This window comes from Streptomyces sp. CB01249 (genome assembly GCF_001905735.1).
Taxonomy (GTDB): domain Bacteria; phylum Actinomycetota; class Actinomycetes; order Streptomycetales; family Streptomycetaceae; genus Streptomyces.
In genome coordinates this window covers 458,491-472,538 of record NZ_LISW01000003.1, presented here as the reverse complement: position 1 = coordinate 472,538, position 14,048 = coordinate 458,491, and the positions used below count along the sequence as shown (strand labels likewise).

General features: G+C 69.4%; 12 protein-coding genes. 11 read left to right on the top strand and 1 reads right to left on the bottom strand.

Annotation, left to right across the window (positions count from 1 at the left end; all coding sequences use genetic code 11):
• Window positions 1-85: 85 nt before the first annotated feature.
• The 4 genes from tig (at window position 86) to clpX (ending at window position 4,551) form a co-directional block, all read left to right on the top strand.
• Window positions 86-1,462 carry a trigger factor gene (gene tig, locus AMK18_RS17850; RefSeq protein ID WP_018103182.1) on the top strand — a complete coding sequence of 459 codons (1,377 nt, stop codon included), beginning with the start codon at window positions 86-88 and terminating at the stop codon, window positions 1,460-1,462.
• A 266-nt stretch (window positions 1,463-1,728) separates the two neighbouring features.
• Window positions 1,729-2,334 carry an ATP-dependent Clp protease proteolytic subunit gene (locus AMK18_RS17845; protein WP_018103183.1) on the top strand — a complete coding sequence of 202 codons (606 nt, stop codon included), beginning with the start codon at window positions 1,729-1,731 and terminating at the stop codon, window positions 2,332-2,334.
• Window positions 2,335-2,412: 78 nt separating this feature from the next.
• Entirely contained in the window at window positions 2,413-3,096 is a 684-nt protein-coding gene (locus tag AMK18_RS17840; RefSeq protein ID WP_018518168.1) for an ATP-dependent Clp protease proteolytic subunit, read from the top strand.
• 156 nt (window positions 3,097-3,252) lie between these two features.
• A complete protein-coding gene (gene clpX / locus AMK18_RS17835; protein ID WP_018103185.1) occupies window positions 3,253-4,551 on the top strand; it encodes an ATP-dependent Clp protease ATP-binding subunit ClpX in 1,299 nt (432 codons plus the stop codon).
• A 79-nt stretch (window positions 4,552-4,630) separates the two neighbouring features.
• Here the strand turns inward: clpX and AMK18_RS17830 are convergent, their stop codons facing one another.
• Complete coding sequence (locus AMK18_RS17830) at window positions 4,631-5,632, bottom strand: hypothetical protein (protein WP_073863521.1); 1,002 nt, start codon at window positions 5,630-5,632, stop codon at window positions 4,631-4,633.
• A 139-nt stretch (window positions 5,633-5,771) separates the two neighbouring features.
• Between AMK18_RS17830 and AMK18_RS17825 the strand changes: the two genes are divergently transcribed.
• The 7 genes from AMK18_RS17825 to mreD all read left to right on the top strand — a co-directional run bounded on the left by AMK18_RS17825 (window position 5,772) and on the right by mreD (window position 14,015).
• On the top strand, window positions 5,772-8,393 hold the full coding sequence (locus AMK18_RS17825; protein ID WP_018103187.1) for a valine--tRNA ligase: 2,622 nt from the start codon (window positions 5,772-5,774) through the stop codon (window positions 8,391-8,393).
• A 121-nt stretch (window positions 8,394-8,514) separates the two neighbouring features.
• Entirely contained in the window at window positions 8,515-10,035 is a 1,521-nt protein-coding gene (gene folC, locus AMK18_RS17820) for a bifunctional tetrahydrofolate synthase/dihydrofolate synthase (protein ID WP_073863520.1), read from the top strand.
• 2 nt (window positions 10,036-10,037) lie between these two features.
• The gene (locus AMK18_RS17815) at window positions 10,038-10,394 is read left to right on the top strand and encodes a DUF4233 domain-containing protein (protein ID WP_018103189.1); all 357 of its coding nucleotides are present in this window, start codon (window positions 10,038-10,040) and stop codon (window positions 10,392-10,394) included.
• 91 nt (window positions 10,395-10,485) lie between these two features.
• The gene (gene ndk, locus AMK18_RS17810) at window positions 10,486-10,899 is read left to right on the top strand and encodes a nucleoside-diphosphate kinase (protein WP_018103190.1); all 414 of its coding nucleotides are present in this window, start codon (window positions 10,486-10,488) and stop codon (window positions 10,897-10,899) included.
• 292 nt (window positions 10,900-11,191) lie between these two features.
• Window positions 11,192-12,211, top strand: a complete 1,020-nt coding sequence (locus AMK18_RS17805; protein ID WP_018518174.1) for a rod shape-determining protein — start codon at window positions 11,192-11,194, stop codon at window positions 12,209-12,211.
• 98 nt (window positions 12,212-12,309) lie between these two features.
• Window positions 12,310-13,338 carry a rod shape-determining protein MreC gene (gene mreC, locus AMK18_RS17800; RefSeq protein WP_073863519.1) on the top strand — a complete coding sequence of 343 codons (1,029 nt, stop codon included), beginning with the start codon at window positions 12,310-12,312 and terminating at the stop codon, window positions 13,336-13,338.
• Between the two features lie 11 nt (window positions 13,339-13,349).
• The gene (gene mreD / locus AMK18_RS17795) at window positions 13,350-14,015 is read left to right on the top strand and encodes a rod shape-determining protein MreD (protein ID WP_018103193.1); all 666 of its coding nucleotides are present in this window, start codon (window positions 13,350-13,352) and stop codon (window positions 14,013-14,015) included.
• Window positions 14,016-14,048 lie beyond the last annotated feature (33 nt).

Sequence of the window (14,048 nt, the reverse complement as noted above, 5' to 3'; positions counted from 1 at the left end):
CTGATGTACCGGGCTCGGTCCGCGAAGCCGCCCCCCGTGCGGCGGAGCAGAACCCCAAGAAGTCAGCCACCAAGGAGACCGAACCGTGAAGAGCGCCGTGGAGACCCTGAACCCGACCCGGGTTCGGCTCAGCATCGAGGTGCCCTTCGAGGAGCTCAAGGACAGCCTCGACGCGGCGTACAAGAAGATCAACCAGCAGGTCACGGTGAAGGGGTTCCGCAAGGGCAAGATCCCCAGCCGGGTCATCGACCAGCGGTTCGGCCGTGGTGCTGTGCTGGAGGAGGCCGTCAACGACGCGCTCCCGAAGTTCTACACCGAGGCCGTCAACGAGGGTGAGCTGAACGTCCTCGGCCAGCCCGAGGTCGACATCACGGAGCTGAAGGACGGCGAGCTGCTGGCCTTCACCGCCGAGGTGGACGTGCGCCCCGAGATCGAGATCCCGGACTACTCCGGCATCGAGGTCACCGTCGACGCCATCGAGGTCACCGACGAGGAGGTCGAGAAGGCCGTCGAGCAGCTGCGCGGCCGCTTCGCCTCCACCAACCCGGTCGAGCGCGCCGCCGCCGACGGCGACGTCGTCACGATCGACCTCGAGGCCAAGGTCGACGGCGAGGTCCTGGAGGACGGCGTGGCCGAGGGTGTCTCGTACACCATCGGTTCCGGCGAGCTCCTCGAGGGCATCGACGAGGCCGTGACCGGCCTGGAGGCCGGTGGCGAGGCCACCTTCACCTCGCAGCTGAAGGGCGGCTCCGCCGAGGGCAAGGACGCCGAGGTCACCGTCAAGGTGAGCGCCGTCGCCGCCCGCGAGCTCCCCGAGCTGGACGACGACTTCGCCCAGATGGCCAGCGAGTTCGACACGCTGGAGGAGCTGAAGGCCGACAGCCGCAAGCGCCTCGAGAACACCAAGCAGTACGACCAGGCCACCCAGGCCCAGGAGCGCGTCCTGGAGGAGCTGCTGAAGCTCGCCGAGGTCCCGATCCCGGAGAAGCTGCTCGCGGACGAGGTCCAGACCCGCAAGCACAACCTGGAGCACCACCAGCTCGGTCAGATGGGTCTCACCCTCGACAAGTACCTGGAGATCCAGGGCAAGACCGCCGAGGAGTTCGAGGCCGAGACCTCCGAGCAGGCCGTCAAGGGCATCAAGACCCAGTTCATCCTGGACGAGCTCGTCAACAAGGAGAAGCTGAACGTCAACCAGGAGGAGCTCACCGAGCACCTCATGCGGCGCGCTGCCTCCTCCGGCATGAGCCCGGACCAGTTCGCCCAGGCGGTTGTCGAGGGTGGCCAGGTGCCGATGCTCGTCGGCGAGGTCGCCCGCGGCAAGGCGCTCGCCGTCGTGGTCGAGGCCGCCAAGGTCGTGGACACCAACGGTGAGGTCGTCGAGCTGGAGGACGACGAAGACGAGACCACGGAGGCCGCTGAGGCCACCGAGGCCGCCGCCGAGGAGAAGACCGAGGCCTGAGCCTCGCGCTGACCCCGTACGACGGGCTCCGGACGCCACCGCGTCCGGAGCCCGTCGTCGTACCGGCGGACGTTTCGCCACAACCCTTGTGCCAACTGCGGACCTTGCGCTCCCAGCGAACAGCCGCGGAAGCGGGATGGCGTTGTTCCACCTGCGCGTTAGGGTCCATGAAGAGGAAGGGTCGGGTAGTCCCGGCCCACCCGGTACGAAGACGCTGAGACGGCCGGAGCCGTCAGAGACGAGCAGGTGGATACGTGACGAATCTGATGCCCTACGCCGCCGGAGAGCCGTCCCTCGGTGGTGGCCTCGGTGACCAGGTCTACAGCCGGCTGCTCGGCGAGCGCATCATCTTCCTCGGCCAGCAGGTGGACGATGACATCGCCAACAAGATCACCGCACAGCTGCTCCTCCTTGCCGCAGAGCCGGACAAGGACATCTACCTCTACATCAACAGCCCCGGCGGTTCGGTGACGGCCGGCATGGCGGTCTACGACACCATGCAGTACATCCCGAACGACGTCGTCACCATCGGTATGGGCATGGCGGCCTCGATGGGCCAGTTCCTGCTCACCGGCGGCACCGCCGGCAAGCGCTTCGCGCTCCCGAACACCGACATCCTCATGCACCAGGGATCGGCCGGCATCGGCGGTACGGCCTCGGACATCAAGATCCAGGCCCAGTACCTGCTGCGCACCAAGCAGCGCATGGCGGAGATCACCGCCCGCCACTCCGGCCAGACCGTGGAGACGATCATCCGCGACGGCGACCGCGACCGCTGGTACACCGCGGAGGAGGCCAAGGAGTACGGCCTCATTGACGAGATCATCTCGATCGCGTCGGGCGTTCCGGGCGGCGGCGGCACCGGCGCCTGATCCGGACCCCCGGACAGCGACGTACCGCCCCGCGCATCTCTCGTACGCCGAGACACCCAGCCACAGAACGCCACCAGGATGGTGAACACCCACATGAACAACTTCCCCGGCGCCTCCGCGAGCGGCCTCTACACGGGCCCGCAGGTGGACAACCGCTACATCGTGCCGCGCTTCGTGGAGCGCACCTCGCAGGGCGTGCGCGAGTACGACCCGTACGCGAAGCTCTTCGAGGAGCGCGTGATCTTCCTCGGCGTGCAGATCGACGACGCGTCCGCCAACGACGTCATGGCGCAGCTGCTGTGCCTGGAGTCGATGGACCCGGACCGGGACATCTCCATCTACATCAACAGCCCCGGCGGCTCGTTCACCGCGCTCACCGCGATCTACGACACGATGCAGTTCGTGAAGCCGGACATCCAGACGGTCTGCATGGGCCAGGCGGCCTCCGCCGCCGCGGTCCTGCTCGCCGCCGGCACCCCGGGCAAGCGCATGGCGCTGCCGAACGCCCGTGTGCTGATCCACCAGCCGTCCTCGCAGACCGGCCGTGAGCAGCTCTCCGACCTGGAGATCGCGGCCAACGAGATCCTGCGCATGCGGACCCAGCTGGAGGAACTGCTGGCCAAGCACTCGACCACGCCGATCGAGAAGATCCGCGACGACATCGAGCGCGACAAGATCCTCACCGCCGAGGACTCCCTGGCCTACGGCCTCGTCGACCAGATCGTGTCGACCCGCAAGAGCGCGGCCGGCGCGCTCGCCTGACCTGCGCCCGAACCCCTTGGCACGGTATCGGCACCCGGCTCCGGCCGTGTGAACCGTGCCAAGGGGGGCCCGAATGGGGGGCCGGGCAAGGTACCGTCGGATAGAGGCACAGGAGCCGCTGAACCAGGCGTCTCCCAGGCGAAGGGGAAGCACCTCGTGGCACGCATCGGTGATGGCGGCGACCTGCTCAAGTGCTCGTTCTGCGGAAAGAGCCAGAAGCAGGTGAAGAAGCTCATCGCGGGTCCCGGTGTGTACATCTGCGACGAGTGCATCGATCTCTGCAACGAGATCATCGAGGAGGAGCTCGCCGAGACGAGCGAGGTCCGCTGGGAAGAGCTTCCCAAGCCCCGTGAGATCTACGAGTTCCTCGAGGGGTACGTCGTCGGGCAGGAGCCCGCGAAGAAGGCCCTCTCGGTCGCTGTGTACAACCACTACAAGCGGGTCCAGGCCGGCGAGAACGGCGGCGGCGCGGGACGCGATGACGCGATCGAGCTCGCCAAGTCCAACATCCTGCTGCTGGGCCCCACGGGCTCCGGCAAGACGCTGCTCGCGCAGACGCTGGCCCGCATGCTCAACGTCCCGTTCGCCATCGCGGACGCGACGGCGCTGACGGAGGCCGGCTATGTCGGCGAGGACGTCGAGAACATCCTGCTGAAGCTGATCCAGGCCGCCGACTACGACGTCAAGAAGGCCGAGACCGGGATCATCTACATCGACGAGATCGACAAGGTCGCCCGCAAGAGCGAGAACCCGTCGATCACCCGTGACGTCTCCGGCGAGGGCGTCCAGCAGGCCCTGCTGAAGATCCTGGAGGGCACCACCGCCTCCGTGCCGCCGCAGGGCGGCCGCAAGCACCCGCACCAGGAGTTCATCCAGATCGACACGACGAACGTGCTGTTCATCGTGGGCGGCGCGTTCTCCGGCCTGGAGAAGATCATCGAGTCCCGGGCCGGCGCCAAGGGCATCGGCTTCGGCGCCACGATCCGCTCCAAGCGGGAGATCCAGGCCAGCGACCAGTTCCAGGAGGTCATGCCGGAGGACCTGGTGAAGTTCGGGATGATCCCCGAGTTCATCGGCCGCCTCCCCGTCCTGACCTCGGTCCACAATCTGGACCGCGAGGCCCTGCTCCAGATCCTCATCGAGCCGCGCAACGCCCTGGTCAAGCAGTACCAGCGCCTCTTCGAACTCGACGGCGTGGAGCTGGACTTCGAGCGCGAGGCGCTGGAGGCCATCGCCGACCAGGCGATCCTGCGCCAGACCGGCGCGCGCGGCCTGCGCGCGATCATGGAGGAGGTCCTCCAGTCGGTGATGTACGAGGTCCCGTCCCGCAAGGACGTCGCCCGCGTGGTCATCACCGCCGACGTGGTCCGCAACAACGTCAACCCGACCCTGGTCCCGCGCGAGCCGCGCACGATCGGCAAGGGCGACGAGGGCCGCCACGAGAAGTCCGCGTAACGCGGTGCGGTAGTCGTACGTACGCGAAGGGGCGCCCGGCCGGAGGAACCGGCGGGGCGCCCCTTCGTGGTGCCGCGGGTCAGATCTTGGTGCGGGAGGTGTTGTAGAGCTTGGCGGCGAGGTCGGCGACGTCCTCGGTCGGCATGCTCTTGCCGGTGGTCATGGCCGCGCCCAGGTCCACGGCGAACACGATGCCGACGGTGCTGTAGTCGGTCCAGATGCAGACGGGGATGATGAGTTCCTTGGGGCCGTTCTGGAGCGAGCCGTCGGACTTCTTGTTGACCACCTTGATTGTCTGGCACTTCATCAGGGCGCCGTCGAAGCCCTTGGGCTTGACGCTCTCGGGCGAGCCGACGAGGGTCGCCTCGCTGTCGTCGTCGCCCTCGTCCTTCGCCATCTCGTCCTTGGCCCCGGCGAAGGCCGCGTTCAGCGTCTTCTCCGGGTCGTCGACCTGGCCCCAGACGCCCTTGAGCATGAGCATCTTCGTGGTGAGCGGGTTCTTCTCCATGTCCCCGCTGGCGTAGACGGCGCTGGCCTCGACGGGCGACTTGACGCCCATCGCCTCGGTCTCCGTCTTGTCCTTGCCGGTCAGCGGCCCGGTCTTGTTGTCCGAGTCGGTCTTGTCGTGCTTGTACTCGCCCACCGTCTCCGGCGGCGTCAGCTTGTAGCCCTTGGTGGAGGACGCGACGGAGCCGCTGCCGCCGCTGTCCGAGGTGAAGTAGTAGACGCCGCCCGCGACGACCGCCAGCGCCACGACCGCCGCCGCCACGATCAGGCCCGTCTTCTTCTTCTGCGGGGCCGGCGGGGGGAAGCCCGGCTGCTGGCCGTAGGCGGGCTGGCCGCCGTACGGCGGGGTGGGCGGCTGCTGGCCGTACGGGCCCGGCTGCTGCGCCTGCGGGTAGCCGTAACCCGGCTGGGGCTGCTGCTGGGGCGGGACGCCCTGGGGGGCCTGCTGCGGGTAGCCGTAGCCGGGCTGGCCCTGCGGCGGCTGACCGCCGTACGGGCCCGGCTGCTGGCCGTACGGTCCGGGCTGGCCCTGCGGCGGCTGGCCACCGTACGGCCCCGGCTGGTTGTAGCTCATCTGCGGTGTCCCCTGTTCGTGATACTTACGCGTTGCGAACATCCTGACGGAAGGCTCGCGCCTGCGGACCACCGGGAGGCACACCGTTACGGAACAAACCGGTTTCAGTGCACTCCTGTGACGGCTCTAAACTGTCCGCGTGACCGAGAACCCAGCGCAGCAGCCAGCCAGCAACCCCGAACTGCCGACCCAGTACACGCCGGCCGAGGTAGAGGGGAAGCTGTACGAGCGCTGGGTAGAACGCGGGTACTTCGAGGCGGACGCCAAGAGCGACAAGCCGCCGTTCACGATCGTCATCCCGCCGCCCAACGTCACCGGCTCCCTGCACCTGGGCCACGCCTTCGAGCACACGCTGATCGACGCCCTCGTCCGCCGCAAGCGCATGCAGGGCTTCGAGGCGCTGTACCAGCCGGGCATGGACCACGCGGGCATCGCCACCCAGAACGTTGTCGAACGCGAACTCGGCAAGGAGGGCAAGTCCCGCCACGACCTGGGCCGCGAGGCGTTCGTCGAGCGCGTCTGGCAGTGGAAGAACGAGTCCGGCGGCCAGATCTCCGGTCAGATGCGCCGCCTCGGCGAGGGCGTCGACTGGACCCGCGAGCGGTTCACGATGGACGAGGGCCTGTCCAAGGCCGTCCAGACCATCTTCAAGCGGATGTACGACGACGAGCTCATCTACCGCCGTGAGCGCATCGTCAACTGGTGCCCCCGGTGCCTCACCGCGATCTCGGACATCGAGGTCGAGTACCAGGAGGACGACGGCGAGCTCGTCTCCATGACGTACGGCGAGGGCGAGGAGACCATCGTCGTCGCCACCACCCGCGCCGAGACGATGCTCGGTGACACCGCCGTCGCCGTCCACCCCGACGACGAGCGGTACAAGCACCTGGTCGGCAAGCAGATCAAGCTGCCGCTGACCGACCGCACCATCCCGGTCGTCGCCGACCACCACGTCGACCCGTCGTTCGGCACCGGTGCCGTCAAGGTCACCCCCGCCCACGACCCGAACGACTTCGAGATCGGGCAGCGCCACGACCTGCCCTTCCTCACCGTCCTGGACGAGCGCGCCGTCATCACCGTCCCCGGTCCCTTCGAGGGCCTGGACCGGCTGGAGGCCCGCTCCGCGATCGTCGCCGCCCTGCGCGCCGAGGGCCGGATCGTCGCCGAGAAGCGGCCGTACGTCCACTCCGTCGGCCACTGCTCGCGCTGCAAGACCACCGTCGAGCCCCGGCTGTCCATGCAGTGGTGGGTCAAGGTCGCCCCGCTCGCCAAGGCGGCCGGTGACGCCGTCCGCGACGGCAAGGTCCAGATCCACCCCCAGGAGATGGAGAAGCGCTACTTCGACTGGGTCGACAACCTCCACGACTGGTGCATCTCGCGCCAGCTCTGGTGGGGCCACCGCATCCCCGTCTGGCACGGCCCCGACGGCGAGATGGTCTGCGTCGGACCGGACGACGAGCCGCCCACCGGAGAGGGCTGGACCCAGGACAGCGACGTCCTGGACACCTGGTTCTCCTCCGGCCTGTGGCCCTTCTCCACGCTCGGCTGGCCCGAACAGACCGACAGCCTCGCGAAGTTCTACCCGAACTCCGTCCTGGTCACCGGCTACGACATCCTCTTCTTCTGGGTCGCCCGGATGATGATGTTCGGCCTGTACATCAACAAGGACGTCCCGCCGTTCGAGAAGATCGTCCTGCACGGCATGGTCCGCGACGAGCACGGCAAGAAGATGTCGAAGTCCTTCGGCAACGTCGTCAACCCGCTGGACTGGATGGACAAGTACGGCTCCGACGCGCTCCGCTTCACGCTCGCGCGCGGCGCCAACCCGGGCACCGACGTCCCGATCGGCGAGGACTGGGTCCAGGGATCCGCGAAGTTCTCCAACAAGATCTGGAACGCGACCCGGTTCGCCCTGATGAACGGGGCGACGATCGAGGGCGAGCTGCCGTCCGCCGACGAGATGTCGGTGACCGACCGCTGGATCCTCTCCCGCCTGAACAAGACGGTCGCCGAAGTCGACGCGTACTACGAGGACTTCCAGTTCTCCAAGCTCAGCGAGTCGCTGCGGCACTTCGCCTGGGACGAGGTCTTCGACTGGTACGTCGAGCTGTCCAAGACCACCTTCTTCGGCGGCGGCCGCCCGGCCGAGGTCTCCGGCCGGGTCCTGGGCGAGGTCCTCGACGTGATGCTGCGCCTGCTGCACCCCGTCGTCCCCTTCGTCACCGAGACCCTGTGGACCGCGCTCACCGGCCGCGAGTCCGTCGTCATCGCCGACTGGCCGAAGGACTCCGGCTTCCGCGACGACGCCGCCGAGCGGGAGATCGAGCTCGTCCAGCAGGTCGTCACCGAGGTCCGCCGCTTCCGCAACGACCAGGGCCTCCAGCCCGGCCAGAAGGTCCCGGCCGAGCTCACCCTGACCGGGACCGCGCTCGCTCCGCACGAGGCGGCCATCCGCCAGCTCGCGCGGCTCCAGCCGGCCGGGGACGGCTTCCACGCCACCGCCTCGCTGCCCGTCGCCGGGGCGACCGTCGCCCTGGACCTGTCGGGCACGATCGACGTCGACGCCGAGCGCAAGCGGCTGACGAAGGACCTGGAGGCGGCCCGCAAGGAGAAGGCCCAGGCGGAGGGCAAGCTCGGCAACGAGGCGTTCCTCGCCAAGGCCCCGGACAACGTGGTCGACAAGATCCGCGGCCGGCTCACCAAGGCCGAGGCCGACATCGAGCGCATCGCCGGCCAGCTGGCGGCCCTGCCGCAGAGCTGAGCGGCCACCCGGAACGGCCCGGAGCCCCCGCACCCCTCACCCGGGGGGCGCGGGGGCTCCGGCGTGTCCGGCCCCCGGGCGGCTGCACGCGATGTCGGCGGCCATCCGTAGACTGGGGCCCGTGAGTGAGCCCCGCCCCGACCGGCCCGACGCGTCCGACCCCGACGACACCTTCGCGGAGATCGTGGACGAAGCGACCCAGCGCGACCCCGACCTGGCGGTGATCGAGGCCGGGAGCCGCACCCTGCGCGCCGCCTCGGGGCCGCCCCGGGCCGAGGAGCTGCCCGCCCGCCCCGTCGACCCGGAGGTCGACAAGGCACTGCGCGCGGTGGAGCAGGAGCTCGCCGGCCGCTGGGGCGAGACCAAGCTGGAGCCGTCCGTCACGCGCATCGCCGCCTTGATGGACGTGCTCGGCGAGCCGCAGCGCGCGTACCCCTCGATCCACATCACCGGCACCAACGGCAAGACGAGCACCGCCCGCATGATCGAGGCCCTGCTCGGCGCCTTCGACCTGCGCACCGGGCGCTACACCTCGCCGCACGTCCAGTCGATCACCGAGCGGATCAGCCTGGACGGCGCCCCGGTGGACCCGGAGCGGTTCATCTCCACGTACGAGGACATCAAGCCGTACATCGAGATGGTCGACGCCCAGCAGCCCTACCGGCTGTCCTTCTTCGAGGTGCTGACCGGCATGGCGTACGCCGCCTTCGCCGACGCGCCCGTCGACGTCGCCGTGGTCGAGGTCGGCATGGGCGGCACCTGGGACGCGACCAACGTCATCGACGCCTCGGTCGCCGTCGTCACCCCGATCTCGCTGGACCACACCGACCGCCTGGGCAACACGCCGGGCGAGATCGCGACCGAGAAGTCCGGGATCATCAAGCAGGACGCCACGGTCATCCTGGCCCAGCAGCCCGTCGACGCCGCCCAGGTCATGCTGAAGAAGGCCGTCGAGGCCGACGCCACCGTGGCCCGCGAGGGCATGGAGTTCGGCGTGGTCTCCCGCGAGATCGCGGTCGGCGGCCAGTTGCTGACCCTGCGCGGCCTCGGCGGCGAGTACGACAACGTGTTCCTGCCGCTGTACGGCGCCCACCAGGCGCACAACGCGGTGGTGGCGCTCTGCGCGGTCGAGGCGTTCTTCGGCGTCGGCGCCGAGCAGCCCGGCGCGCTGGACGCCGACATCGTGCGCGCCGCGTTCGCCTCGGTCATCTCGCCCGGCCGCCTCGAAGTCGTCCGCTCCAGCCCCACCGTCGTCCTGGACGCCGCGCACAACCCGGCGGGCGCCCGCGCCACCGCCGAGGGCCTGTCCGAGGCGTTCGGCTTCTCCCGGCTGATCGGAGTGGTCGGCGCCAGCGGCGACAAGGACGTACGGGGGCTCCTCGAAGCCTTCGAGCCGATCTTCGCCGAGATCGTCGTCACCCAGAACTCCACCGAGCGCGCCATGGACGCCGACGCCCTCGCGGCCGTCGCCGTCGAGGTCTTCGGCCACGACAGGGTGCAGGTCGAACCCAGACTGGACGACGCGCTGGAGGCGGCGATCACCCTCGCCGAGGAAGAGGACGAGTACGCGGGCGCCGGCGTCCTGGTGACCGGCTCCGTGATCACGGTCGGCGAGGCCCGGCTGCTCCTGGGAAGGCGCTGACCATGCGCATGCTCTGTGCGTCCACCCTGATCGGCGAGTTCTTCGTGATCGGGTTCGCCGGACTCGTCGCGATGAAGTCGGACGACCTGTCGCACGCCACGGTCTGGACGGTGTGCGGTATCGGGATGCTCCTCTCCGTCCTGCTCTGCGGCATGCTCACCCGCCCCGGCGGCGTCCAGCTCGGCTGGGCCCTCCAAGTCGCGCTGGTCGCGAGCGGCTTCGTGATCCCGGTGATGTTCATCCTGGGCGTCGCCTTCGGCGCGCTGTGGTGGGCCTCGGTGCACTACGGGCGCCGGATCGACGAGGTGAAGGCCCGCTGGGCGGCCCAGGCCGAGGCGGAGTCGCCCGCCGCCGGCTGACCGGCCCACCACGGCAAACCCGGCGGCGGGCCCGTCACCGGGCCCCTGTAATGTCGCCTCACCGCACCCGTATGCCTGCAAGGAGCCGCACATGACCCAGCGCACCCTCGTTCTTCTCAAGCCCGACGCCGTCCGTCGCGGTCTGGTCGGCGAGATCGTCGGCCGCATCGAGCGCAAGGCCGGCTGGAAGATCACCGCGCTGGAGCTGCGTACCCTGGACCGCGCCACGCTGGAGCAGCACTACGCCGAGCACGTGGGCCGCCCCTTCTACGAGCCGCTGGTCGAGTTCATGCAGTCGGGTCCGATCGTCGCCCTGGTGGCCGAGGGCGAGCGGGTCATCGAGGGCGTCCGCGCCCTGGCCGGCCCCACCGACCCGATCGCCGCCGCGCCCGGGTCGATCCGCGGTGACTTCGGCACGATCACCCGGGAGAACCTCATCCACGCCTCGGACTCCGAGGAGTCCGCGGAGCGGGAAATGAAGCTGTTCTTCCCCGGACTTTCCTGAACCGGGATCAGCCGAACAGCGCTCGTGACCTGGGGCGACCGAATTAATTCGGTCGCCCTTCGGCATAGGGTGTCCGATCGCGGGAACGCATCCCCCCGACGTAACGTCACCATGAGTGGAACGGCCACCCGTTCTGCCCAGCAAGGCGGCGTACCCTCGCGCTGTGTCGGCACATCCGGCACTACGATGGAACCTTCCACGCCCGCAGCGCCCATCCTGCCTACCAAATCAAGCCATCACGGCTTTTACCTGGGAGGCCCGACGCATCCTCATGGGGAACAAGGGGAACTCAATGTCGTTCATCGGCCGTGACATGGCTATCGACCTCGGGACTGCCAACACGCTGGTGTACGTCAGGGGGCGCGGCATCGTTCTGAACGAGCCGTCCGTCGTGGCCATCAACACCAACACCGGCGGAATTCTGGCGGTCGGCGCCGAGGCCAAGAAGATGATCGGCCGTACGCCCGGCAACATCGTCGCCGTACGGCCCCTGAAGGACGGCGTCATCGCCGACTTCGAGATCACGGAGCGGATGCTCCGCTACTTCATCCTGAAGATCCACAAGCGCCGCTACCTGGCCCGCCCCCGGGTCGTCGTCTGCGTGCCCTCCGGCATCACCGGGGTCGAGCGACGCGCCGTCATCGAGGCGTCGACGCAGGCCGGCGCCCGCCAGGTGCACATCATCGAGGAGCCCATGGCGGCGGCCATCGGCTCGGGCCTCCCGGTCCACGAGGCCACCGGCAACATGGTGGTCGACATCGGCGGCGGCACCACCGAGGTCGCGGTGATCTCGCTCGGCGGGATCGTCACCGCCCAGTCCATCCGGGTCGCCGGGGACGAGCTGGACAACGCGATCATCCAGCACATCAAGAAGGAGTACTCGCTCCTCCTGGGTGAGCGCACCGCCGAACAGATCAAGATCACCATCGGCTCGGCGTTCGATCTGGAGAAGGACGAGCACACCGAGATCCGCGGCCGCGACCTGGTCTCGGGCCTGCCCAAGACCGTCGTCATCTCGGCCGGCGAGGTCCGCAAGGCCATCGAGGAGCCGGTCAACGCGATCGTGGACGCGGTCAAGACGACGCTCGACAAGTGCCCGCCGGAGCTGTCCGGCGACGTCATGGACCGCGGCATCGTCCTCACCGGCGGCGGCGCGCTGCTGCGCGGCCTGGACGAGCGGCTGCGCAACGAGACGGGCATGCCGATCCACATCGCCGAGGACCCGCTGGACTCGGTGGCGCTCGGCTCCGGCAAGTGCGTCGAGGAGTTCGAGGCGCTCCAGCAGGTCCTGGACGCCCAGCCCCGACGGTAGTACCCCACGGCCCCCGCGCGGACGCTGCCGCTCCGCGCGGGGGACCGCGTGACATACAGGCACGATCATTCCTACGAGGAAGGCACGGCCGCCGCACTGTGAGGGACACACGAGAGAGCCGGCTGCTCCTGGTGCTGCTGATCGCCATCGCGTTCGCGTTGATCACGGTGGACATCCGCGGCGGTGAGGCGTCACCGGTGGACGGCGCCCGGCAGGCCGCCGCCACGGTCTTCGGACCCGTGGAGAACGGCGTGGCGTCGGCGGTCGACCCGGTGGGCAACGCCATAGGGGCGGTCCGCGCCTCCGGCGCCCGGCACGACAAGATCGCCGCGCTGGAGAAGCAGAACGCCGAGCTGAAGGCCAAGCTCGGCAGCGACGACCGCAACCGCAGCCGGATCCGCCAGCTGGACGACATGCTGAAGAAGTCGGCCACCGGCCAGTACGGCATCGCGGCCGCCGAGGTCATCGCCATAGGAGCGGCCCAGGGCTTCTCCTGGACCGTCACCATCGACGCGGGCTCCAAGGACGGCGTCAAGCGCGACATGACCGTCATCAACGGGGACGGGCTGGTCGGCCGCGTCACCACCGTCGGCCCGGACACCGCCACGGTGCTCCTCGCCAACGACCCCGACTTCACCGTCGGCACCCGGATGGAGTCCACCGACGAGCTGGGCTTCGCCACCGGCCAGGGCTCCCGCCCGCTGGCGGTGCAGTTCCTGAACGGCAAGGCCAAGGTCAGGAAGGGCGACCGGCTCGTCACCTTCGGCTCCAGCAAGGACAAGCCCTTCGTGCCCGGCGTCCCGGTCGGCGAGGTCGTCCGCGTCGACCCCTCGGGCGGCGACCTCACCCGGACCGTCTACGTCCGCCCGTACGTCTCCTTCACCAAGCTGGACATCGTCGGCATCGTCGTCCAGGCCCCGCGCGAGGACCCCCGCGACTCGGTCCTGCCGAAGAAGCCGAAGGCGCCCGCCAAGCCGAAGCCCACTCCGACCGTCACGGTCACCATCTCGCCCAACGGCGACATCGTGGACACCGAGGGCAACGTGGTCGGCAACATCCACGAGAGCCCGAGCCCCAGCGGGAACGCCACTCCGAACGCCGACAACGCGGTCAACGAACAGAGGTAGAGCTGATCCCCATGCACGTCAACCGGACCCTGCTCTCCATCGTTCTGGTCGTCTTCGCCCTCGTCGTCCAGGTCTCCGTGCTCGCCCGCCTCCAGCTCCCCGGCGCCGTGCCCGACCTGCTGCTCATGGTCGTCCTCGGCCTGGCCTTCGTGTACGGGCACGTCAGCGGCGCCCTCATCGGCTTCGGCGCCGGGCTCCTTGCGGACCTGGCGCCCCCGGCCGACCACGCCGCCGGGCGCTACGCCCTGGTCCTCTGCGTCATCGGCTACCTCGCGGGCCTGGCCCGGCCGGAGAACGGGCAGCTGAAGTCCGCGTTCCTGCCCATGGCCGTGGTCGTCGCGGCGGCGATCGGGTCGACCCTGCTCTACGCGGGCGTCGGCGCCCTCGTCGGCGACACCGCGGCCCGCCACGTGGGCCTCGGCAGCCTGCTGTTCACCGCCGCGGTGTACGACCTCCTCCTGGCGCCGTTCACCGTGCCGCTGATCATGGCGCTCGCCAGACGCACCGTGAACGACCCCGTCACCGAGTCCTCCTCGGGGCGCGGCGACGTGGCGGCCGGGTGGCTGGCGGCCGGGACCGGGCTGCGGATCGGCAGCCAGCGCGGCGGACTGCGCGTGAAGGCGGCCCGCAACCGGGCGGCACGCGCCGGACGGATCAAGGGAGTCAAGCGACTGTGAGGCAGCATTCCGCCGGGCCCCGCCCCCGCACCA